This is a genomic window from Candidatus Thiodiazotropha endoloripes, assembly GCF_001708965.1.
Taxonomy (GTDB): Bacteria; Pseudomonadota; Gammaproteobacteria; order Chromatiales; family Chromatiaceae; genus Thiodiazotropha; species Thiodiazotropha endoloripes.
On sequence record NZ_LVJW01000003.1, the window covers coordinates 365,402 to 386,937 of the forward strand.

General features: G+C 54.0%; 20 protein-coding genes. 12 read left to right on the forward strand and 8 right to left on the reverse strand.

Going from position 1 to position 21,536, the window contains the following annotated elements; translation table 11 throughout:
- Nucleotides 1-263 precede the first annotated feature (263 nt).
- The 3 genes from A3193_RS01655 to A3193_RS01665 all read right to left on the reverse strand — a co-directional run bounded on the left by A3193_RS01655 (nt 264) and on the right by A3193_RS01665 (nt 2,126).
- The gene (locus tag A3193_RS01655) at nt 264-497 is read right to left on the reverse strand and encodes an ATP-binding protein (protein WP_069004458.1); all 234 of its coding nucleotides are present in this window, start codon (nt 495-497) and stop codon (nt 264-266) included.
- A gap of 212 nt (nt 498-709) precedes the next feature.
- On the reverse strand, nt 710-1,765 hold the full coding sequence (locus A3193_RS01660; protein ID WP_069004459.1) for an efflux RND transporter periplasmic adaptor subunit: 1,056 nt from the start codon (nt 1,763-1,765) through the stop codon (nt 710-712).
- Nucleotides 1,766-1,769: 4 nt separating this feature from the next.
- Nucleotides 1,770-2,126, reverse strand: coding sequence for a S24 family peptidase (locus tag A3193_RS01665; protein WP_069013877.1), 357 nt, complete (start codon nt 2,124-2,126; stop codon nt 1,770-1,772).
- A gap of 300 nt (nt 2,127-2,426) precedes the next feature.
- Between A3193_RS01665 and A3193_RS01670 the strand changes: the two genes are divergently transcribed.
- The 5 genes from A3193_RS01670 to A3193_RS01690 all read left to right on the forward strand — a co-directional run bounded on the left by A3193_RS01670 (nt 2,427) and on the right by A3193_RS01690 (nt 8,369).
- Nucleotides 2,427-4,238: an ABCB family ABC transporter ATP-binding protein/permease gene (locus A3193_RS01670; protein ID WP_069004461.1), complete on the forward strand. Its 1,812-nt coding sequence runs from the start codon at nt 2,427-2,429 to the stop codon at nt 4,236-4,238.
- On the forward strand, nt 4,235-5,383 hold the full coding sequence (locus A3193_RS01675; RefSeq protein WP_069013878.1) for a tRNA nucleotidyltransferase/poly(A) polymerase-related protein: 1,149 nt from the start codon (nt 4,235-4,237) through the stop codon (nt 5,381-5,383). The genes A3193_RS01670 and A3193_RS01675 overlap by 4 nt, the downstream gene beginning before the upstream one ends.
- A 102-nt stretch (nt 5,384-5,485) precedes the next feature.
- Nucleotides 5,486-7,141, forward strand: coding sequence for an ATP-binding protein (locus A3193_RS01680; RefSeq protein WP_083218249.1), 1,656 nt, complete (start codon nt 5,486-5,488; stop codon nt 7,139-7,141).
- Nucleotides 7,142-7,243: 102 nt separating this feature from the next.
- Complete coding sequence (locus A3193_RS01685) at nt 7,244-7,888, forward strand: response regulator (RefSeq protein ID WP_068987881.1); 645 nt, start codon at nt 7,244-7,246, stop codon at nt 7,886-7,888.
- Nucleotides 7,889-7,898: 10 nt separating this feature from the next.
- A complete protein-coding gene (locus A3193_RS01690; RefSeq protein WP_069004463.1) occupies nt 7,899-8,369 on the forward strand; it encodes a rhodanese-like domain-containing protein in 471 nt (156 codons plus the stop codon).
- A gap of 24 nt (nt 8,370-8,393) precedes the next feature.
- Here the strand turns inward: A3193_RS01690 and cysG are convergent, their stop codons facing one another.
- Nucleotides 8,394-9,818 (reverse strand): siroheme synthase CysG, encoded by a 1,425-nt coding sequence (gene cysG, locus A3193_RS01695; protein WP_069004464.1) that lies wholly within the window; start codon nt 9,816-9,818, stop codon nt 8,394-8,396.
- A 178-nt stretch (nt 9,819-9,996) separates the two neighbouring features.
- Between cysG and A3193_RS01700 the strand changes: the two genes are divergently transcribed.
- From A3193_RS01700 to dsrE2, 3 genes are all read left to right on the forward strand, one after another.
- Nucleotides 9,997-10,323, forward strand: a complete 327-nt coding sequence (locus A3193_RS01700) for a rhodanese-like domain-containing protein (protein ID WP_068987884.1) — start codon at nt 9,997-9,999, stop codon at nt 10,321-10,323.
- A 187-nt stretch (nt 10,324-10,510) separates the two neighbouring features.
- On the forward strand, nt 10,511-10,741 hold the full coding sequence (locus A3193_RS01705; protein ID WP_068987885.1) for a sulfurtransferase TusA family protein: 231 nt from the start codon (nt 10,511-10,513) through the stop codon (nt 10,739-10,741).
- A gap of 50 nt (nt 10,742-10,791) precedes the next feature.
- A complete protein-coding gene (gene dsrE2, locus A3193_RS01710) occupies nt 10,792-11,274 on the forward strand; it encodes a sulfur carrier protein DsrE2 (protein ID WP_069013879.1) in 483 nt (160 codons plus the stop codon).
- A 283-nt stretch (nt 11,275-11,557) separates the two neighbouring features.
- Here the strand turns inward: dsrE2 and A3193_RS01715 are convergent, their stop codons facing one another.
- Nucleotides 11,558-12,835 carry an OmpP1/FadL family transporter gene (locus tag A3193_RS01715; protein ID WP_069004465.1) on the reverse strand — a complete coding sequence of 426 codons (1,278 nt, stop codon included), beginning with the start codon at nt 12,833-12,835 and terminating at the stop codon, nt 11,558-11,560.
- Between the two features lie 453 nt (nt 12,836-13,288).
- Here A3193_RS01715 and A3193_RS01720 point away from each other — a divergent pair, with 453 nt between their 5' ends.
- The 3 genes from A3193_RS01720 (at nt 13,289) to A3193_RS01730 (ending at nt 15,781) form a co-directional block, all read left to right on the forward strand.
- Complete coding sequence (locus A3193_RS01720; RefSeq protein ID WP_069004466.1) at nt 13,289-14,197, forward strand: selenium metabolism-associated LysR family transcriptional regulator; 909 nt, start codon at nt 13,289-13,291, stop codon at nt 14,195-14,197.
- A gap of 50 nt (nt 14,198-14,247) precedes the next feature.
- Nucleotides 14,248-14,634, forward strand: coding sequence for a hypothetical protein (locus tag A3193_RS01725; protein WP_069013880.1), 387 nt, complete (start codon nt 14,248-14,250; stop codon nt 14,632-14,634).
- A gap of 76 nt (nt 14,635-14,710) precedes the next feature.
- Nucleotides 14,711-15,781: an AI-2E family transporter gene (locus tag A3193_RS01730; protein WP_069004468.1), complete on the forward strand. Its 1,071-nt coding sequence runs from the start codon at nt 14,711-14,713 to the stop codon at nt 15,779-15,781.
- A 59-nt stretch (nt 15,782-15,840) separates the two neighbouring features.
- Here the strand turns inward: A3193_RS01730 and A3193_RS01735 are convergent, their stop codons facing one another.
- Together A3193_RS01735 and A3193_RS01740 are read right to left on the reverse strand one after the other, a co-directional pair.
- Entirely contained in the window at nt 15,841-16,032 is a 192-nt protein-coding gene (locus tag A3193_RS01735; RefSeq protein WP_069004469.1) for a YgaP family membrane protein, read from the reverse strand.
- Between the two features lie 206 nt (nt 16,033-16,238).
- Complete coding sequence (locus A3193_RS01740) at nt 16,239-16,928, reverse strand: Crp/Fnr family transcriptional regulator (RefSeq protein WP_069004470.1); 690 nt, start codon at nt 16,926-16,928, stop codon at nt 16,239-16,241.
- Between the two features lie 188 nt (nt 16,929-17,116).
- On the opposite strand from A3193_RS01740, the gene A3193_RS01745 reads away from it, so the two are divergent.
- Nucleotides 17,117-19,960: a hybrid sensor histidine kinase/response regulator gene (locus A3193_RS01745; protein ID WP_069004471.1), complete on the forward strand. Its 2,844-nt coding sequence runs from the start codon at nt 17,117-17,119 to the stop codon at nt 19,958-19,960.
- Between the two features lie 112 nt (nt 19,961-20,072).
- Here the strand turns inward: A3193_RS01745 and A3193_RS01750 are convergent, their stop codons facing one another.
- Nucleotides 20,073-21,482, reverse strand: coding sequence for a PhoH family protein (locus A3193_RS01750; RefSeq protein ID WP_069004472.1), 1,410 nt, complete (start codon nt 21,480-21,482; stop codon nt 20,073-20,075).
- Nucleotides 21,483-21,536: the final 54 nt, after the last annotated feature.

The following is a 21,536-nucleotide window of genomic DNA, read 5'->3' on the forward strand; positions in this document are numbered from 1 at the left end:
GCGGTTTACAGCAGCCGTCCCTTGAATCTATAAAACCTGCATGGATCTGTGTTCTGTTCCAGTATCTGAGGATACCGGTATGAATCTTGTTTTTAGAGAAAGTACACTAGAGCGTCATACCTGCCACGTCAATAGATGGCAGTTTTGAGCTCTTATTCAGCAAGCAGTTTAAAAAGGTATGTTGAGTCTGTCTCAGGTGGGATTCGCACTCCACCCCGGACAGAGAGCCTGCATGGGGTGGATAGTTACTCTGTGGTGGTGGCTCAAAGACCGATCAGTTCAGCATGCAGTCCTTGAAACTGGGTGATAGAGAGCAGGTCCTTGCTGTTAACCATCTGCGGGTTGTATTCGAGGACAAACAGATGGGGACGTTTTTTATCGACATGTACTGAGACCACGCCTTCCCGACTGCGAAAAGCGTTTTCCAGATCCGCCAGTCCATCGGAGTCCAGTGTCTCATCCACATGCAGTGTGACGTCTGCAAGATCGATATTCATGGTTCCTCTCCTTGATATGACAGATTTTATCTCTGGTGGTTATTGTCAGTTGCGGGTTGTTCCGGCCTCCCTGACCATCAGCCGGACTAGGGCCAATTGAATTCGTATTAACAGGCCCCAGATGGCTTTTTTGCTCACCTCACTATGAGGATAGTCTGAATGGGGAAAAAATCAGTAGCGATGCCTTTATGGCCGGTCGGTATGGGAGTGGTTCAATTGTTGACAGGATCGACCTTGATGCCTGTTTTCAAGCCTAAAAAGCCCCGTGTGACAATCTGTTCACCCGGTTTAAGGCCGGTAAGAATTTCCAGCCGGTCAGCAATCCTCAAGCCGGTGGTCACCTCTCTGCGACTGGTGGTCTGATCCGGCTCCAGCAGATAGACGTACTCACCTTTGGCGTCTCTCTGTAAGGCATTGAACGGTATGGTCAGTCGCGGCTGATTGGCGCTGTTGATGGTGACCCGGCAGAACTGGCCAGGACGGGCGCCTGGAGGAACCGGTTCCAGCACCACTTCGACTATACCCATGCGGGTATTTTCGTCCAGTTCCGGGTGGATGCGCACAATCTTGCCGGGATAGGCGTCACTACCCAGTCCGTCGATGCGTACTGAAACCTGATCGTTAAGCTCCAGCTGAGGCAGCAGCAGATCAGAGACCAGAATCCGGGTTACCAGTGACTTCGGATCGATCAAGGTCATCAGATGGGTATGCCGGGGTACCACATCCCCGGGTTCCGCCAGGCGCTGGCTGACCACGCTGCTGAAGGGGGCTGTGATGCGGGTGTATCCCAGACGGGTCTGCAGCAGTCTCTGTTCGGCTTCAGCCACATTCAGGTCGGTACGGGCACGGGCCAGTTCATCATCTGAAACCGCATTACGCTTAGCCAGTTTTTCCAGTCGCTGCAGATTGGTCTGCATCTGCCGGCTGGTGGCGGCAGCCTTTGCCAGTTCCGCCTTCAGCAGGTCGTCTTCAAGCCTGACCAGGGCTTCTCCCTGTTCAACCCGGTCCCCCTCATAGTGGGGTAGTACGGTGATACGTCCCTCCTCCTGACTGAAGATGCGTACTGACTGGCGTGCTTTCAAGGTGCCATTTCGCTGGTGGCTGAGCCCAAGGGATTTCAGCGATAACTGTTCAATGGCAACCAGGTGGGATCTGTTTTTATTCGCTTTCTCGGAGACTGGCTTCCCAGCCGGTTTCTGCTGACTGCAGGCAGTTAGGAGCAACCCCAGGAAAAGTACCGATATGAGGCGGATGGAGGGGGGAAGCATCAGATCAGTTGACGGGAATGGTTTTCGGTGACTTGCCACCTGGAACATAGGGGTGGTAGTGTTTGATATCCCGACCGATATTCCTTTGCACCACAACCCCGACGATCTTGTATTCACCCTCTTTCAGCTGAATCTCAGGATAGTCGCTGTTGAGTGCTACCAGCCGCTTGGTTGTGCCGCTGTCGGCAATATATTGCCTGAACCAACGATCCCCCTGGGTCTCCGCGACCACATAGGCTCCTGTGGCACAGACCTCGGAGGGCTCGATGACGATGATGCACTTTTCCGGGAATTCCGGTTCCATGCTGTCGTCCAGCACCTGGAGAGGGTAGAGTTCGTTGTAGCTGCAATCTTTACTCATCTGTGTTCACACTTTAGTGCCGATTCAAAGTAGCCGGAGATCCCGCTGAGCCGCAGAATATATCGCGTTCAGACGGTCAGTGCATGTTTTATTAACCCGCTAACTTAAGCGTAATCCGTCATCCGGCCGATAGGATTATCCTGTCTCAATCCATATCACAGACCGCGGTTATCGGTGAATTATCCCTGGATGAATGGGATCGGCCTGTAAAGAGTGTGGTTTTGAATCATAGGGTGATACGTCGCGCACGATCGGGGAAATTCCGATAATATGCCGTTTTGTCTACCCACTGTTGCTGGCATGGTCCATCATATTTCATCCCAAAGCCGGGTTCACACCGATCGGCGGGATCTACACAATCTGAAAAGCATGCTGCCTTTCCTCTGGGAGTATCGTGGACGCGCGCTGTTTGCACTCGGTTGTCTGGTGTTTGCCAAACTGGCCAATGTGGGCATTCCCCTGGTACTCAAAGAGATTGTCGACGGTCTTGAAAAGTCGGTCCATACGGTACTGGTGCTGCCCCTGTTTCTGTTGATTGGTTATGGGGTATTGCGACTCGCCAGCTCCCTGTTCAATGAGTTGCGTGACGCCATCTTTGCCCGGGTACGCTACCGGGCGATGCGGAACCTCTCCACCAAGGTACTGACCCATCTGCACGATCTGTCGTTGCGTTTTCATCTGGAACGTCAGACCGGCGCGATCAGCCGGGATTTGGAGCGGGGCACCCGTTCCGTCAGCACCATTCTGAACTACATGGTTTTCAGTATTCTGCCGATGGTGGTGGAGTTCTCCCTGGTGGCGGCGGTGCTGTTGACCCAGTATGACATCAAGTTCGCTCTGGTGACCTTCGGTACCGTTATCGTCTATGTGGGATTCACCCTGGCGATCACCGAGTGGCGTATGGAGTATCGCCACATCATGAACCGTCTCGATTCGGAGGCCAACAGTCAGGCTTTCGACAGCCTGATCAATTACGAGACGGTGAAGTACTTCGGCAATGAGAAGCTTGAGCTGCGCCGCTTCGACGATACCCTGGCGGACTGGGAAGATAATGCGGTGAAGAGTCAGACTTCCATGTCACTGCTCAATTTCGGTCAGGGGGGCATTATCGCGGTGGGTGTGGCGATCATCATGATCTATGCCGCCGACGGGGTGGTCGAAGGCACCATGTCGATCGGTGACCTGGTGCTGGTGAACACCTTCATGCTGCAGCTGTTCATACCGCTCAATTTTCTCGGCATCGTCTACCGGCAGATCAAATACTCCCTGGCGGACATGGATCTGATCTTCAAACTGCTGGAACAACAGCCGGAGATCACCGATGCGAAAGATGCTGAACGGTTGAAACTGCAGGGTGGGGAAGTGCGTTTTGAGCAGGTCGATTTTGCCTATCAGCCGGAGCGGCAGATCCTGCACGATGTGGATTTTACCCTCAAGGCGGGGGAGAAGCTGGCGGTGGTCGGTCACAGTGGCGCCGGCAAGTCGACCCTCTCCCGTCTGCTGTTCCGCTTCTATGATGTGACAGCAGGTGTGATCACTGTGGATGGTCAGGATATCCGCCAGCTGACACGGGAGTCGCTTCGTGCTGCCATTGGTATCGTCCCCCAGGATACCGTGCTGTTCAACGAGAGCATTCTCTACAACCTGGCTTATGGGAATCCCAACGCCTCTCAACAGCAGATCGAAGAGGCGGCCCGTATCGCGCATATTGCGGATTTCATTGATCAGTTGCCTGATGGTTACCAGACCGTGGTGGGCGAGCGCGGGCTGAAACTCTCCGGCGGTGAGAAACAGCGGGTTGCGATTGCCAGGGCGATGTTGAAACGACCACAGATCCTGATCTTCGATGAGGCGACCTCCTCCCTGGATACCAAGACAGAACAGTCGATACAGGAGACGCTGAGGGAGGTGGCCAGAAACCACACCACCCTGGTGATTGCCCATCGTCTCTCTACGGTTGTCGATGCGGATCGTATTCTGGTGATGGATCAGGGGCGGATTGTGGAGCAGGGAACCCATCCCCAGCTTCTGCAGCAGCAGGGGCGCTATCACCAGATGTGGCAGCTGCAGCAGAAACAGCAGCAGCTTGGACCTGACCAGGAGGGGCAATGAAAGTCTATCTGGTCGGCGGTGCAGTACGGGATCAGTTGTTGGAGCTGCCTTATAACGAACGGGACTGGGTGGTGGTTGGCGCCACGCCGGAAGAGATGCTGGCCCAGGGTTACTCTCGTGCTGATCGGGATTTTCCAGTGTTTCTCCATCCGCAGAGCGGTGAAGAGTATGCTCTGGCCCGAACTGAAGTTAAGACGGCTCCAGGTTATAAGGGATTTGAGCTCAGTTACGGTCCTGAGGTGACCCTGGAGCAGGATCTGCTGCGTCGTGATCTGACCATCAACGCCCTGGCGATGGACGAATCGGGCTGTGTGATCGATGTCTGTGAGGGACAGAGAGATCTGCAGGAGGGTTTGTTGCGCCATATCACACCGGCCTTCAGCGAGGATCCTCTGCGCCTGCTGCGTATCGCCCGTTTTGCGGCCAAGCTGGGATGCTGGGGATTTCGGGTAGCCCATGGCACCCATGCTTTGATGAAGAAGATGGCGACGACTGCCGAGCTGAAGACCCTGTCCACTGAGCGCTTCCAGAAAGAGATGAGTCGTGCCATGGATGAGCCCCAGCCCTGGCGCTTTTTTGAGGTTTTACATCGCTGCGGTGCGCTGCAGAAGGTGTTACCCGAAGTGGCTGAAATCATGGGCAGTGAAACCTCAGGGCATGGCACTCATACAGCAGGGGGAATGGTGTCGGCGATGAAGCGGATTGTCCCTGTCAGTGACGATCCACAGATTCGTGCTGCGGTGGCCCTGTTTTACAGCGCACAGAATCAGCATGATCTGGCCGTCTGGCTCGATAAAATCCGTCTCGGCAAGCGCAGCGGACAGCTGATCAGTGATCTTCTGCAGTTATCTTCTGTCCAAACGGACGAGGCGAGCAGTGAGCGCCTGTTCGATCTGGTTACCCGGCTCAAACCCAGACAGCAACCACAAAGATACGAGGGGCTGTCACTGGCGGCGGAGGCACTTTGGCCAGAGCGTATGGTCTGGTTGAAGCCTAGCCTGAGTGCCACCCGAGAGGCGCTGTTGGCGCCCCTTCCGGAGCAGCTGGCGGCTTCCGGGCTACAGGGCAAAGCCCTGGGGGATGCGATCCGTAGCTGGCGGCTCGACTATCTTCAACAACTCAAGCAGCCTCGAAATAACGCATGAATCGACAGCCTGGCGCAACACGGTCTATTCCGGGGCTGTTCAGGGATTACTAAATGAAACGGGTAACTGACCCGCTTTTCGGGTTCATGGTAGAGTCGCAATATGCAAGCGGAACAGAAAACAACCTCCAATGAGTCACTGCCGGGCCCCGGGCCGGTTTCCGGTTCGCTGCACCGTTGGTTGACCTGGCTGGAGAGCTTCATCGATCGCAAGCACTGGCCGAGTCTGCGGATTCTGTTTACCGGCAACCTGCTGCTGCCGATCCTGTTTCTGGGGTTAAGTCTGACCGTCTCTCTGGCTGCGGTGCTGTTTCTGATCGGTGAGACCGGTGGGCGCTCTTCGGTACAGGTGGTTCTGTTACTCGGAGTTGCTTTTGCCCTGTTTTCCCTGGTGCTGGTACTGATCCGCCTGCGCAGTCAGCTGTTGCGCCCACTCTCCTCACTGGAGCAGACAGTCAATCAGGTCTGCCAGGGTGAGCCTGTCTCCAGCAAGAAGCCGTTTGAACCAAGTGGTGTGTTAAGCGGCATGGCGCGGGACATCGACAGTCTCAGCGAGGAGCTGACCGATATCTATGAGGATATGGAGGTCAGGGTAGCCAGACAGACCCTGCGTCTTGCACAGAAAACCACCAACCTGCAGGTGCTCTATGATGTGGCGGCTGGGATCAACCAGTCGGAGAATCTGGATGAACTGCTGCTGGAGTATATGGCAGTATTCAAACGCATGGTGAACGCCCGCTCCGCTACGGTTCATCTGGTACTGCCGGATGATAAGGTGAGGCAGGTGGGTTGCATCGACCTGGATGGTCGGCTCTACAATGAGCAACAGCTGTTACCGATCAAACTCTGTCAGTGCGGTATCACGCTCTCCCCCGGCGACATTCTCTGCAATCAGAATCCGAAGCTCTGCACCCACCGACATGGACGCCGGATGTTCAGCGCAGATGAGGTTGAGCGGGTCTCCGTGCCGATGTGGTATCACGGTGATGTGTTGGGCTTTTATCATCTCTATGTGGACAGACCGGGCATCTACGATGGACGTGAGGATGTGCTGGATATTCTCAATACCATCGGCAGTCATCTGGGTATGGCGGTGGCCAAGCAGCGCTCCGATTCGGAAGCACGCCGATTGTCGATCGTCGAAGAGCGCACCTCATTGGCCCATGAACTGCACGATTCACTGGCGCAGACCCTGGCCAGTCTGCGCTTTCAGGTACGCATGCTGGAAGAGACGCTGCAGAATGAGTCGGTATCGGCAACGGCCGAACAGGAGGCCAGACGTATCCATAACGGTCTCGATGAGGCGCATGATGAGTTGCGCGAGTTGATCAACAGTTTCCGTGCGCCGATGGATCAGCGAGGTCTGATACCCGCCTTGGGTAAATTGGTGGAACGTTTCAATCAGGAGACGTCGATCCACGCATTTTTTCAACCAGACTGCCTGAAGACGGATCTGGATACTTCACAGGAGATGCAGGCATTGCGGATTGTCCAGGAATCTTTGGCCAATATCCGTAAGCATGCCAATGCCCATACCGTTCGAGTGCTGTTACGATGTCGAAGTCCAGGACAGTATTTAATCCTGGTTGAGGATGATGGTGTCGGCTTTGAAGGTGCAGCGCCGAAGGGTAATCCGGGCGAGCACATCGGCCTGTCAATCATGGAAGAGCGTGCTCGGCGGGTGGATGGTGAGTTATCGATTGAGAGTGAACCTGGTGAAGGGACCCGGGTTGAACTGGTGATTCGTAGTGCTAAATGAGATGCCTTCTCCTAACAATATGATATTGCCGGGTTTGGTTGGTCTGTCAGCATTCAGGGCAAAGCGCAAACGAGAGATCTACGCGTCCACAGAGGTGACAAAATGCGGGTACTGGTAATAGATGACCATGCTCTGTTTCGAATTGGTTTACAGGAACTGCTGGAGCGCCGAGGTATTGATGTCATCGCCATAGGCGACTGTCTGAAAGGCATAGAAACGGTGGCCCATGAACGACCGGATGTGGTGTTGTTGGATATGCGGATGCCGGACATGACCGGTACCGAAGTATTGAGCGTGTTGCGCAAACACTATCCACAGATGCCAATCAGTATGCTGACCACCAGCCGTGAGGAGACGGATGTCATCGAAGCCCTGCAGAATGGTGCGCAAGGCTATCTGCTGAAAGATATGGAGCCTGACGAGTTGATCGATGCCCTGCAGCAGATCACCAAAGGTCAGACTGTGGTCGCCAATGAGTTGACCGGAATTTTGGCCAAGGCGGTACAGGGGGAGCAGCCCAGCAGCAGTGCGCCTACCTCTTCGCTGGATGATCTGACTCCCCGGGAGCGGGAGATTCTATGTCACCTGGCGGATGGTCAAAGCAATAAAGTGATTGCAAGAAACCTGGGAATCTCTGACGGTACCGTGAAGCTTCATGTTAAAGCGATCCTTAGAAAACTTGAGGTCCATTCACGGGTTGAAGCCGCGGTGATTGCCGTAGAACAAAACCTCTGTTCAAGAGGATAGGCTTTTTATAATGAAAAATTTTTTAAACCTGATCAGTGATTGTCTGGGGGATGTACAGGAGATCATGCCCTGGGACTTGGAAGAGCGTTTGGAGGCAAACTCTAAGTTACTTATTGTGGATGTCAGAGAGCCCTATGAGTATGACGCGATGCATATCGAGAACTCGATTCTTGCACCTCGTGGAATACTCGAGTCGGCCTGTGAGTGGGACTATGAAGAGACCATTCCCGAACTGGTCAAGGCACGCCAGCGGGAGGTGGTTGTGGTCTGCCGCTCCGGTTATCGCAGTGTATTGGCCGCCTTCTCCATGAAGATGCTCGGTTTCGAAAACGTGGTCTCTCTGAAGACCGGCCTGCGGGGTTGGAACGACTTTGAACAACCCCTGGTGAACGCCGAGGGTCAGGCGGTGGACATCGATGATGCGGATGACTACTTCACACCCAATCTACGGGAAGATCAGCTCAGTCCCAAACCGGCCTGATTTGGTGATTCGCGTCTATTTGGCTCAAAAATCAACCGGTGAGGTGGCGCCCTGCTCGGAATGGGGTGGCGCCTCGAACCAGGCCAGCTTCTCCTGCAGCTCAACCACATGACCGACGATAATCAGAGTGGGGGGCTTGGGACGTTCCCGCTCCACGGTCTCCAGGATATTCTCCAGTGTACCGGTAAAGACACGCTGCATATGGGTCGTTCCCTGCTGGATCAGGGCGATCGGCATCTCGCCGGCAACCCCATGAGCCTGTAGTTCCCGGCAGATCACCGGCAGGCCAACCAGGCCCATGTAGAAAACCACGGTCTGGTTCGGTTGTGCCAGCATATCCCAGTTCAGGTTCATGCTGCCGTCTTTCAGATGGCCGGTGACGAAGGTGACCGACTGGGCGTAGTCCCGATGGGTGAGTGGAATTCCGGAGTAGGTGGCACAACCCGCTGCCGCGGTGATTCCCGGAATCACTTGAAACGGCACCCCTTCAGCGGCCAGGGTATCGATCTCCTCACCACCACGGCCGAAAATAAAGGGGTCACCCCCCTTCAGTCGCAATACCCGCTTACCCTGTTTGGCGAGTCTGGCCAGCAGCTTGTTGATCTCTTCCTGGCGCATGGCGTGCTTGTCGCGCTCCTTGCCCACATAGACATGCTCCGCATCGTGACGGGTCATTTCGAGAATCGGTTTTGCCACCAGTCGGTCGTAGACCACCACGTCCGCCTGCTGCATCAGGCGCAGTGCGCGGAAGGTCAGCAGGTCCGGGTCCCCCGGTCCGGCACCGACCAGGTAGACCTCACCCATCTCCTGATCCAGACGGGGATCTGCCAGAAGTCGCTCCATCAGTTGATCCGCCTCCTCATCGTGGCCGGAAAAGACCCGCTCAGCGACACCCCCCTCCAGCACCCGGTCCCAAAACAGGCGTCGGTCTTCAGGCTTGCTGAAATGGTCCTTCACCCGCTGGCGAAAACGGTTGCACAGGTCTGCCAGGCGGCCGTAACCGGCGGGAATCAGGGATTCCAGTCTGGAACGGATCAGACGCGCCAGTACCGGCGATGCTCCACCGGTTGAGACGGCGGCTACCACCGGCGATCGATCGATGATCGAGGGGACAATGAAGCTGCACAATTCAGGCTGGTCCACCACATTGACGGGAATACGTTTGGCGTGTGCCAGCTCGGCAATATGCCGATTGATTTCCGCATTGTCGGTGGCGGCAATCACCAGATGACGGTCGTTGATATCCTCATCCTGGAAGCCCCTCGCCTGGTGATTGAGGCGTCCCATATCCCGCCAGGTGGTCAGATCATGGGTCAATTCAGGGGAGACCAGGACCACATCCGCCGCAGATTTGAGCAGTAGTGCAATTTTTCTTTCAGCGACTGCGCCGCCGCCTACCACCAGGCATGATTTGTTTCTGATGTTCAGGAAAATCGGGAAAAAATCCATAAAATACAGCCGGTTATTAAGTGTGTGTTGTTCAAAGTTTTGCCATTGCGAGACTCTAGCATGAGTCAATCACATTAAAAAAGCCAGGGTTTAGGCGGCTAATCAAACTTGCAATATTTAAACACATTAATATACTAATTGACCCTGTTTTTAGAGATATTGAGGCTGCCCGAACGTGATGATAAAGGAAATAGACGCTTCCGATCTTGAGGCCCGCATGGCCAAAGACGGTGATTTTCTGCTACTGGACATCCGCAGTGCCGGTGAACTGGCGCAGGGGGTGTTACCGGATGCCGAGCATATTCCAATGCATCTGATTCCTGTTCGCATGTCCGAGCTGCCAAAAGACAAGGATCTGATCCTCTATTGCCATAGTGGAGCGCGTTCCTACCATGCTTGTGCCTATCTGGCGCAGCAGGGATTCGACAATGCGGTCAATCTGCGCGGTGGCATTCTGGGTTGGGCGAGATCGGGCTATCGTCTGGAGACCAGGCTGGCCAGCTGAGGCCAACCGTCCCGGAGCAGGTTGAATAGATTTACAGGCAGGCCTGAATTGGTTACGGGTCTGCGGTTTTGGAGGGGATTGGAACGGACAGAAGCTTGCGTTTGTAAGTCGCTTGTCATATAAAGGTCCGTCTGATTTTTACCCAAAACGATACACACACACAATTTAAAAAGCTGGAGGTCATACCATGGCAGATTTTGATCAAGAACTGGACGCAAGCGGACTCAACTGTCCCCTGCCGATTCTGCGTGCGAAAAAAACCCTGAATGGTATGGAGTCCGGTAAAGTTCTGCACATCATTGCAACTGACCCAGGTTCAGTTAAGGATTTCGAAGCCTTCGCCAATCAGACTGGTAATGAGCTGATGGAATCCAAAGAAGTTGGCGGTAAGTTTGAATTCCTCATCAAAAAGGCCTGATCAGCGATCAGTTTGCCAATCCCACTAGGGACTTAATTGGAGACGAAGCAATGTCAGACGAAAAAAAGTTAGCGATTATTGCGACTAAAGGCTCATTAGACTGGGCCTATCCGCCATTTATCCTGGCCTCAACAGCCGCTGCACTGGGTTACGAAACCGAGATCTTCTTCACTTTCTACGGTCTGCAGCTCCTGAAAAAGGATCTGAATCTGGAAGTGACCCCGCTGGGCAATCCCGGTATGCCCATGCCGATGGGTATGGACAAGTGGTTCCCTGTGGTCGGTCTGGCGCTGCCAGGCATGCAGGGCATGATGACCAGCATGATGAAGAAAAAGATGGCTTCAAAAGGCGTTGCCGACCTGGCTGAACTGCGTGAGCTCTGTCAGGAAGCCGAAGTCAAGCTGATCGCCTGTCAAATGACAGTGGATCTGTTCGAGATGAATACCTCTGAATTCATCGACGGTATCGAATACGCCGGTGCCGCCCGATTCTTCGAATTCGCGGGTACTAGCGATATCTGCCTTTACATTTAACCCTTAGTAAATGCAGTCACGGCGCCGCCCCACAAGGGCGGCGTTTTTTTTTGCGATTGTAAAAAGATGGGCTGAATGTGCAGTCAGTCTAGCATTCAATACGCCAATGCCTGCCAATTGCCGCAAACATCCGCAAAGTGTATCGAGCGGGTAGCAGCTCTGGTCCGTATTGAACGGGGCTATTCAGAGTTGATATGGATTATGTAGATGAATAAAAAAGGGTGCGGCAGTCAGCCGCACCCGAATTTCTACCCATTTGGGTGGATATGGATCTGAGGGTCTTCTACATGAAGGTCTTGGTCACGCCGAGGCCGAACAGATGCACACTGGAGTCGTAGGTGCCGTTCACAGCGGTGGTACCGTTCAACTCCTCACCAGCAACGGCGGCTTTGCTGCTGTTGATGGTCCGTTTGTCGAAGTCGACATACATATAGGCCACATCGAATGTCCAGCCATCATCGATGGTGTGTCCAACGCCCAGGCTGTAGAGCTGACGATCCGCATCAGGCACCCGCGGACTGAAATAGTCATCTTTCTGTGGGGTTTCGTCGTAGGTGTAGCCAATCCTCAACTGAGTCGCCTTGGTGAAGTCATAGGTCACGCCGAGACGGTAGGCGGAGGCATTGTCGAAGTCGTTGACACTGGTAAAGACGTTGGAGCCGAACTGCTCGTTTTTGACTTCCAGGGTATCGAACTTGTTCCAGCCGGTACGGGTGTAGTCAAATTCGATCGCCAGCTTTTCCGTGGCTTCATAGCGTGCCCCAACCTGCAGACGCCAAGGCAGCTCAAGGGTCGCTGTGACCTCGTCTGAGAGGGTCGAGGGCAGAACGCCGACATCATCATCCAGGGTGCCTTCCGCTTTGATCTTCGAACTGGAGTGGTAGCTCAGGCCGAAACTCCAGCTATCCACCACCAACAGGCCACCCAGGTTGAAACCGACACCCTGGCCGTCACCTTCCAGATTAAAGCCCGGATAGGTGCCGCCATCGTTGAGAACGCTGTTGAACAGCACTTCCCGCATCCAGTAGTAGTCGACACCGATTGCCAGAGCGGCCTGATCGTTGAGTTTGTAGGATGCACTGGGGCTGAAGGCGACGATCTCCAGCTTGGTCTGTGTGGGCATGAATGAACCCAACGGATATTGATCACTGTAGGTATCCGTCTCCCAGTCGGTCTCCAGACCGAAGGGGGCGTTGACTGAGATACCCAGGGACCACTCCTCGTTGAGGGTGGCGTGTGCCGATATGGCCGGTACGGCAACCAGTTCGTTGCCTTCACTGTCGACACTTCCTGACCCGGTATCGACACTCAAATCGGGTAGCACCAGGTTGGTTCCCAAAGAGACGGAACTGCCTTCATGAAAGGACATGGCGGCCGGATTATAGGGGATAGCGCCCAGGACTTCGTGATTTGCGACCAGCGCGTTGGATGTGGCCGTACCTGCAATGCTCAGCTCCGGTATGGCGAAGCCTGAGGCCTGCGCCCCTGAACTGGCCATCAACAGGGCCGAACTGCAGGCGACCGCTAGGGTAGTGGTTTGAAATTTATTTTTATGGTGCATGCGGATCCTCCACCTTTCTGTTGTTATGTCCAGACGCTCCTTGCTTAAGGAACCTCTGAATAAGTCTGAACCGACATCTTGTCGCCAAAATGCACTGCTTTTGCGTTGCAGATCTTCGCAATGGCGGGCTATTACGTGCGATCTGCGCCTTGAATCGGCACATTTTGATCGACAATCTGTTCGGTTCAGACTTATTCAGAGGTTCCTAAATTTATTCTTAGGTCCTTGTTGGGTCTGGTGCGATTCTAGTCCTGAACAGACCATTTATCATCCATCGGTAAGTTCAGTCAAACTGAAGATCAGTTAAATGTTCTAAAAAGGCCCTGGCAGAAATTACCATAACCTGTCTGCGGGTATAAAGGAAAAGTCTATCAGCGTTCCCTAAAGCTTGCTGTTTGTGGTATAAAAAGAGTTTATCCATACAAAGAACAACTGATTGAGCATCTTAGACATATGGCGGATCGTAGATTACAGGTTTTTCATACAGTTGCGCGTCTTTTAAGCTTTACCAAGGCGGCTGAGACCTTGCATATGACCCAGCCGGCAGTAACCTTTCAGGTGCGGCAACTGGAAGAGTATTTCAATACCCGGTTGTTTGACAGAACCCACAACCGGATCAGCCTGACCGAGGCTGGGGAGCGGGTATTCAGTTACGCCGATCGAATATTTGATCTCTACGCGGATATGGAGAACTCTGTCAGGGAGATGACCGGAGAGATCCGTGGAGCACTGACCATTGGCGCCAGTACCACCATTGCAGAGTATATGCTGCCCTCGTTACTGGGGGATTTCGGCACACGCTATCCGGAGGTGACGATCCATCTGCGGGTTTCAAACTCCGAAGGGATTGTCTCCATGGTGGAGAACAACAATATCGATCTGGGGGTCGTAGAGGCACCGGTCGGTAACAAGAACCTGGTGGTTGAGGTCTGCCGTAATGACCAATTGGTGGCCATCGTACCGCCCAACCATGATCTTGCAAATCAGGAGACAGTGGCGATCGAGAAGTTGCTGGAGTACCCCTTTATCTGCAGGGAAGAGGGTTCGGGCACCCGTGAGGTGATCAATGAGTATCTGGATAACAACTGTGCGGACTCGACTCTCAATATCTACATGGAGCTGGGCAGTCCAGAAGCGGTAAAAGGCGCAGTGGAAGCGGGTATGGGGGTCTCGGTGGTCTCCCGGGCGACCATCCAGAAAGAGTTGAAGCTGGATACCCTGAGGGCGATCAATCTGGCGCCGGCAATGGAGCGTCCATTCTCATTCGTCCATCAAAAGCAAAAATTTCGCCTGCGAGCCATGGAAGAGCTGCTCGAATTTGCGCGTGGCTATTGTGAGGATCATGCTGAAGAGCAGTTGTAGGGCGCTAGGCCTAACAGGCCCGAACAGTATCTGCAACGAGGTTGCTATCGGTGCATATTGTACCCAAACAGCAAAAGCTCGATCCTGAGCAGCAGCGTCTGCTGGATCTCTTTGAGCGGATTACGCCGAGTGAGCGGGGCTCTCTGCTGGCATTTGCTGAGTTTCTCTCACAACGGAGCTTTCAGGATGCGGTGGCTGTTGATCAAAGCTCACCCCTGGAGCCGAAGCAGCTCGAACGGCCTGTGGATGAGTCCGTGGTGAAAGCGATCAAGCGCCTCTCCGAGAGCTACTTTATGCTTGAACGGGATCAGTTGCTGGATGAGACCTCGTCTCTGATGACATCCCATATCATGCAGGGCAGGGCCGCTGTGGAAGTGATCGATGAGCTGGAAGCACTGTTTGAAAAACACTATCAAAACTATCTGAGCAAGTCATAATTAGCCGCAGGCTGAAAGCGATAAAGTGAGTCGTCGGGTTAACTAACATCCGCCTATTTGGTACCGGGTTATTCAAATGCAGGTCATTACCAACTGGTTCAAGCGCTACTTCTCCGATCCTCAGATCATCTTTCTGACTCTGTTCCTGGTCCTTTTCTTCGGTATCGTGATTACCATGGGGGATATGCTCGCACCGGTATTGGCGAGCATCGTGATCGCCTACTTGCTCGAGGGGATCGTGACACAGATGGAGCGTCGCTCCTGGCCCAGGCTGATCTCTGTGATTCTGGTGTTCATTCTGTTTCTGCTGTTCGTAGCCCTGATCATGCTCGGACTGCTGCCGCTGCTGTCCCGCCAGGTGACGGACTTTCTGCAACAGCTGCCGAGTATGATCGCTATGGGGCAGCAGGCTCTGATGCAACTCCCCGAACGCTACCCGGATCTGATACCTCAGGCACAGGTGGATGAGTTGATTCAGCAGCTGCGCAATGAGATCGCCTCGTTTGCCCAACAGGCTGTAAGCTGGTCTCTCGCCTCAGTGGTTGGTGTGATCACCCTGGTGGTCTACCTGATCCTGATGCCCCTGCTGGTGTTCTTCTTTCTTAAGGACAAGCATCTGATCATCGACTGGTTTGTCTCCTATCTTCCCCGCCATCGACGATTCTCGGTAACAGTCTGGAAGGATGTGGATATACAGATCGCCAACTACGTGCGGGGGAAGTTCTGGGAGATCATCATTATCTGGTCCTGCAGCTTTGTTGCCTTTTCCATGCTTGGATTGAATTATGCTCTGCTGTTGGCGGTGTTGGTGGGTTTGTCGGTGATTATTCCTTACATCGGTGCTGCTGTGGTGACAATTCCAGTGCTGTTCATCGCCTGGTTTCAGTGGGGCTGGTCCTCGGACTTCGCCTGGTTGGCCGCGACCTATTTCATTATTCAGGCCCTGGATGGCAATGTGCTGGTGCCACTGCTCTTTTCAGAAGTGGTCAATCTGCATCCGGTTGCCATTATTGTGGCGATTCTGGTGTTTGGCGGCTTTTGGGGGTTCTGGGGGGTATTTTTTGCCATTCCACTGGCCACACTGGTGCAAGCGGTGTTGGCGGCCTGGCCCCGGGATGAGTCAGAGGGTGTGGAGGCTGCAAAATAGCCCCGTCCGACTCCCCTGATCAGGTGGGGTCGGACAGGTTGTCAGCCACGCTGAGAGGCTCAGGCTTTTTTGGTGTTGATACCAAACAGGCTCCACAGCGGGCAGTAGGAGACCAGCCCGGTGACCAGTGGCACAGCGCCAATGGCGCCAAGCCAGTTGATCGGGTCACTGAGCAGGAAGCCCCATGCAAGAATCGCCAGACCACCCACAATCCTGAGAATACGTTCAATACTGCCTACATTTTGAGTCATGCTATTTCTCCTGAGTAATACATAAACCGCTTTTGTTCAGACCAGGGCTTGATTCGCCACAATGGTTTGAAATTGACCCTGCGCTTGAGGACTCTCTATTGCATCGGATCAATGCTGGATCAGAGGATAGATCTCTACTACGCAAATGTATGTGACTAAGTCACACTGCAGGTGGTGCTAAGGTGCCGGATGAGTGTTAACAGGCTCTAATAGTGGTTTTCACGACTCTTCTCGATCAGACGCTGTTGGTCACAGATATTGATGACACCTCTGGCAGTGGAGATCATCTGCTGTTGCTCAAGGTCTTTTAAAATGCGACTGACGACCTCACGGGAAGTTCCGAGGTCAGAGGCGATCATCTGATGGGTCGATTCGATTCTTGCGCCACTCTGTTTGCCGAGTTGAATCAGGTGTCCTGCCAGACGGCGGTCTACCCGGCGAAAGGCGATCTCTTCCACAATGCCGATCACCTCGGTGAGTCTGCTGCTGATCAAATGGAAAAGATAGTTACGCCAGGCTGGGGTTTCGTCCGTCCAGCGAATCACATCTGCGGTACTGATCAGCACTGCTTCGATCGGTTCTTCCGAGACCGCATAGGCGGGAAAAGGCTCTCCATTCATGATGCAGGAGGCGGTGAGAATGCAGCTCTCGCCGGGGCCGATCCGATAGAGGGTGATCTCCCGGCCGTTCTCCCCCAGTTTGTAGACCCGTGCGGTTCCCGAGATCACCAGAGCCAAATGGGAGCATTCAGTGCCCTGGTGACAGATCGGTTGGTCGGCTGGCAGGTCGATCTTGCTGGCGCGTCCGAAGAAACTCTGTTTAAAGTCGCTCTCCGCCTGCTGCAGAAACTGAAACTGCTGGGTAATTTGGGTTATGTTGCGGGTGTCGGTAATCAAGTCAACCTCAAGCTATTACTGTCACGGGATCGATCGAACAGGGAGATCGTTGCCGATAGTAGTTCGTTGCGTTGTTCCAATGCAATGTGAATAGTGGATTCAAACTGAAATGCTTGTAAATGAGGCAGTTGTATTCATGATATGCTAATTTACTAGATATTTATGATGTTAGGCGCCGAATTACTGTCATGTCAGACCCGGACATTGAAGCGATTAAAATAAAGAAAGAGCGAGTACGCCTGTTATATGCCAATGGCGTAACCCTGATTATCGCCAATTTTATTGCCGGCACGATCTTCTTTTATCTCAACAAGGTCTGGGAGTTTGAGCAGGGCATGATCTGGGGCGGGCTGTTTGCTCTGCTGCTGATCGGGCAGAGTGTGCTGACAGTTGCTGCCAGGCATAGTGAACTGGACAGATTACAGTTCTGGCGATATGCTCTGTTGCCCGGCGTTCTGTTGCTCGGTCTGTTGTGGGCGGCGGCTCTGGTCCATCTGCTCTTCAATCCCGAATCGACAGAGTTTCTGGTGATCGATCTGGTGCTGATCGGTACCGTCTTTCTGCTTACTGCGCTTTTACTCACCATCGATACTTTCTTCAGTATCATTTTTGTACTGACCGCCTCGATGGTGGTTATGGTTGTTCTGAACGGCGAGCAGGGCAGTGTCAGTGAGGAGTTCATTGCCGGGTTGATCGCCTATGCATTGGCACTGCTGATACTGGCCGCCTGGATGACGGTCTATCAACAAGGCTATCTGTTGATCGCCGCCAACCGGGTATTGTTGCATGAACGGATGGTGGCCTCGGAAACCGAGTTGAGTGAAATGCGCAGCCGGCTGATTCAGGAGAATGATCAGCGCCAGTCAGTGGAACAGGAGCTGTTTCTCGCCAAGGAGGCGGCAGAGGGTGCCAATCTGGCCAAGTCAGAGTTTCTCGCCACCATGAGCCATGAGATCCGAACCCCACTGAATGGCATTCTGCCGATTCTGGAAATGCTTCTGGAGACCAAGCTGAATGGGGAGCAGAGGCAGTTTGTCGCCACTGCACTGAACTCCTCTCAGCTGCTGCTCAGCATCATCAATGACATTCTCGACTTCTCCAAGATCGAAGCCGGGAAACTCGATCTGGAGTTTATCGAGCTCAATCTGGAGGGCACCATTGAGCAGGTCACCTCGTTGATGAAAAACGCAGCTGACCGGCGCAATCTGAGGTTAAATTACCGAATTGACAGGGATGTGCCAAAAACGGTTCGCGGCGACCCGATCCGATTGCGCCAGATACTCACCAACCTGGTGAGTAACGCGGTGAAGTTCACTGAACACGGGGAGGTGTCGGTTGAGGTGACCAATCGTCAGACCTCACGTACCGAGGTGGATCTGATGTTTGCCGTACGGGATACCGGTATCGGCATGACCCAGGAGCAAGTGGAGCGCCTGTTCGAACCCTTTTCCCAGGCCGATGCCTCAACAACCCGCAAGCATGGCGGTACCGGCCTGGGTCTGGTGATCTGCAAGCGCCTGACCGAGTTGATGGGGGGGAAGATCGGGGTTAAATCCACGCCGGGAAAAGGCTCCTATTTCTGGTTCATACTGCCAATGCGCAAATCACTGCAGGAGATGCCATCCGGCAGACGCAATCTTCAGGATATCCGTACCCTGCTACTTGCCGACAAGACCTCTGCCGAGACCAGGCAGCTACTCTATGCACTGAAGGAAGAGGGGATGCTGGTAGAGCAATCCGAGGATCAGTATGACGCACTCAGCAAGCTCAAGTCCTCCGCCAACCTGGGTGCAAGTTGGCGCTATGAACTGATGGTGCTCGATGGGGCCCTGTCGAGCGTCAATCTGAGTAAGACCATAGACTCGGCCAGAGAAGTACCCCACATGCGCGAGGTGGAGATACTTGCCGTGAATCTGCCAGAAGAGGCTCAGCTCAGCTACGAGGCGATGGGCGTTGAGTGCCTGACTCCTCATGCCACTCCGAAAGAGATCAAGCAGCGACTGTATCGAATTTTCGACGTTGAGCAGACGCCTGGGGCGGGGACCATGCCGGAAGAGATACCGGTGCCGCGCATGCCCGACGACCACCTTGCCTGGCAGGATAGTCAGAGTGAACCGTTTTCGGAACCCGGTGCGAAACGGGCAGAGGATATCAAACAGGATCAGCAGCATACCAAACTGGTGGGACGGGTTTTGGTGGTTGAGGACAATCCGGTCAATCAGGCGGTAGTGAAAAAGATGCTTGAGAAGGCGGGATTGTCACCGGTAACCTCCAATGACGGAGTTGAGGCGATGGATGCACTTCGGGCTGAACAGTTTGATGTGGTGCTGATGGATTGCCAGATGCCGAGGATGGATGGCTACGAGGCGACGGAGGCGATTCGGGAACGGGAACAGAACCAGGGATTGATGCGTACACCTGTCATTGCGATGACCGCCAACGCCATGGCCGGGGATCGGGAGCGTTGTCTGGCGGTAGGTATGGATGACTATCTTTCCAAACCGGTAAAGCCGTCTCAACTGGAGAATATGCTGCGACAATGGCTGCCCATGGAGGAGATGATATCTCCAGACGAGGATGCTAGTCTAAAGGAGGATCTAAGTGCGGCTAGTGAAGATGCCGAAGTTGATATATCAAGTGAGGGATTGCTTGACCTTGGTGGAGATACGAGCATGAAGGCAGGCGGTATGATTGACCGCAGTGTGTTGGAAGAACTCTATGAAATCATGGAGGAGGACTTTGTTTCTGTGCTTGAGAGTTATCTCAAGAGCGCACCTGGATTGATGCTCGGTATCCGGGATGCGGTCAAGTCCGGGGATATGGAGGGGCTGGTGAAATCGGCCCATCCATTGAAATCGAGCAGCGCCAATGTAGGGGCCATGGAACTTTCAATTCTGGCCCGTGACCTGGAATTCAAAGGCCGCCAGGGGGATACCAATGGACTGGTGACCAGTTACAATCAAACCGCCGAGATCTATCGTCGTTCGATCACTGAACTGAAGAGTATCGTTGATCGGGGCAGCATACATTAAGGCACTAAGCAGCGTTTTTTAAACTCCGTTAAAAAAGTCTCATCTTGTCCTTCCGGCTGACCCTGTTGCGCCAACCGCTGCCCGCCTCTGACCCCAATCTCACTTGAGCCGATTACAGATTGGCGGAAGCGTAATCCGCCAGGCGTGATCGTTCACCCCGCTGCAGGGTGATGTGTCCGCTATGGGGCCAGTTCTTGAACCGGTCGACCGCATAGGTAAGACCGGATGTGGTCTCTGTCAGATAGGGGGTGTCGATCTGTGCCACATTGCCCAGACAGACGATCTTGGTACCCGGGCCGGCGCGGGTGATCAGGGTTTTCATCTGTTTGGGCGTCAGATTCTGTGCCTCGTCGAGAATGATGTACTTATTCAGGAATGTTCTGCCGCGCATGAAATTGAGTGAATGGATGCGGATCCGGCTACGCAGCAGATCCTCCGTGGCGGCACGCCCCCACTCTCCCCCTTCTGTCTGGGTGAGCACTTCCAGGTTGTCCATCAGTGCCCCCATCCAGGGAGTCATTTTTTCCTCTTCCGTACCCGGTAGAAAACCGATGTCCTCACCGACGGGCACAGTGACCCGGGTCATGATGATCTCCCGATAGAGGTTGAGGTCCAGGGTCTGTACCAATCCCGCTGCCAGTGTCAGCAGGGTCTTGCCGGTGCCGGCGGTGCCCAGCAGGGAGACAAAATCGAGATCTGGATCAAGCAGTAGATTCAGTGCGTAGTTCTGTTCCTGGTTACGCGACGTAATGCCCCAGACGGCATGTTTTGGATTGCTGTAGTCCTCCGCCAGTTCGATGACTGCGCTCTCATTCTGCTTCTCTCTGACGATCGCCTGGAAACCCTCGTCGCCCTTCAGGTAGAGGCACTGGCTGGGATACCAGGACTGGGTGTCCGGTCCGCTGACCCGGTAGAAGGTTCGTCCCTCCTCCTGCCAGGATTCCAGCTCCTTGGTGTGCTGTTCCCAGAAATCAGCAGCAACCTCATCGAGCCCGCTGTAGAGCAGATTGACATCTTCCAATACCTGGTCGTTGCTGTAATCCTCGGCCCGTATCCCCAGTACGGTCGCTTTGATGCGCAGGTTGATATCCTTGGAGACCAGTACGATCCGCTTCTCCGGATAGTCGGACTGCAGGCTCAAGGCGGTGGCCAGGATGTTGTTGTCCGGGGTGTTACCCGGCAGGCTCAAGGGTAGATCCTGGGATACCGGTTTGGTCTGAAACATCAGATGACCCGTGACTGAATCGGTCGAACCATTGAATTGCAGGGTATTCAGCGGGATGCCCTGACTGATCGTCTCTTTTGAGACATGGCCCATCAGTTCATCGAGAAATCGGCTGGTCTGACGCACATTGCGCGCTACCTCGGACATGCCTTTCTTGCCTTTGTCCAGCTCCTCAAGCACCACCATCGGCAGATAGATATCGTGCTCCTTGAATCGGAACAGGGCGGTTGGGTCGTGCATCAAGACATTGGTGTCCAGGACGAACAGACGGGGTTTCTTAGCTTGGTTTTCTGACATGCTGGGTCTCATCTACAGGCAAGCGAATAACGGCCATGGCTGTCGTGCCATGGC

Coding starts and splice junctions, on each gene's coding strand:
- A3193_RS01655 (WP_069004458.1), bottom strand. CDS start 497: ATGAATATCGATCTTGCAGACGTCACACTGCATGTGGATGAGACACTG.
- A3193_RS01660 (WP_069004459.1), bottom strand. CDS start 1,765: ATGCTTCCCCCCTCCATCCGCCTCATATCGGTACTTTTCCTGGGGTTG.
- A3193_RS01665 (WP_069013877.1), bottom strand. CDS start 2,126: ATGAGTAAAGATTGCAGCTACAACGAACTCTACCCTCTCCAGGTGCTG.
- A3193_RS01670 (WP_069004461.1), top strand. CDS start 2,427: ATGGTCCATCATATTTCATCCCAAAGCCGGGTTCACACCGATCGGCGG.
- A3193_RS01675 (WP_069013878.1), top strand. CDS start 4,235: ATGAAAGTCTATCTGGTCGGCGGTGCAGTACGGGATCAGTTGTTGGAG.
- A3193_RS01680 (WP_083218249.1), top strand. CDS start 5,486: ATGCAAGCGGAACAGAAAACAACCTCCAATGAGTCACTGCCGGGCCCC.
- A3193_RS01685 (WP_068987881.1), top strand. CDS start 7,244: ATGCGGGTACTGGTAATAGATGACCATGCTCTGTTTCGAATTGGTTTA.
- A3193_RS01690 (WP_069004463.1), top strand. CDS start 7,899: ATGAAAAATTTTTTAAACCTGATCAGTGATTGTCTGGGGGATGTACAG.
- cysG (WP_069004464.1), bottom strand. CDS start 9,818: ATGGATTTTTTCCCGATTTTCCTGAACATCAGAAACAAATCATGCCTG.
- A3193_RS01700 (WP_068987884.1), top strand. CDS start 9,997: ATGATAAAGGAAATAGACGCTTCCGATCTTGAGGCCCGCATGGCCAAA.
- A3193_RS01705 (WP_068987885.1), top strand. CDS start 10,511: ATGGCAGATTTTGATCAAGAACTGGACGCAAGCGGACTCAACTGTCCC.
- dsrE2 (WP_069013879.1), top strand. CDS start 10,792: ATGTCAGACGAAAAAAAGTTAGCGATTATTGCGACTAAAGGCTCATTA.
- A3193_RS01715 (WP_069004465.1), bottom strand. CDS start 12,835: ATGCACCATAAAAATAAATTTCAAACCACTACCCTAGCGGTCGCCTGC.
- A3193_RS01720 (WP_069004466.1), top strand. CDS start 13,289: ATGGCGGATCGTAGATTACAGGTTTTTCATACAGTTGCGCGTCTTTTA.
- A3193_RS01730 (WP_069004468.1), top strand. CDS start 14,711: ATGCAGGTCATTACCAACTGGTTCAAGCGCTACTTCTCCGATCCTCAG.
- A3193_RS01735 (WP_069004469.1), bottom strand. CDS start 16,032: ATGACTCAAAATGTAGGCAGTATTGAACGTATTCTCAGGATTGTGGGT.
- A3193_RS01745 (WP_069004471.1), top strand. CDS start 17,117: ATGTCAGACCCGGACATTGAAGCGATTAAAATAAAGAAAGAGCGAGTA.
- A3193_RS01750 (WP_069004472.1), bottom strand. CDS start 21,482: ATGTCAGAAAACCAAGCTAAGAAACCCCGTCTGTTCGTCCTGGACACC.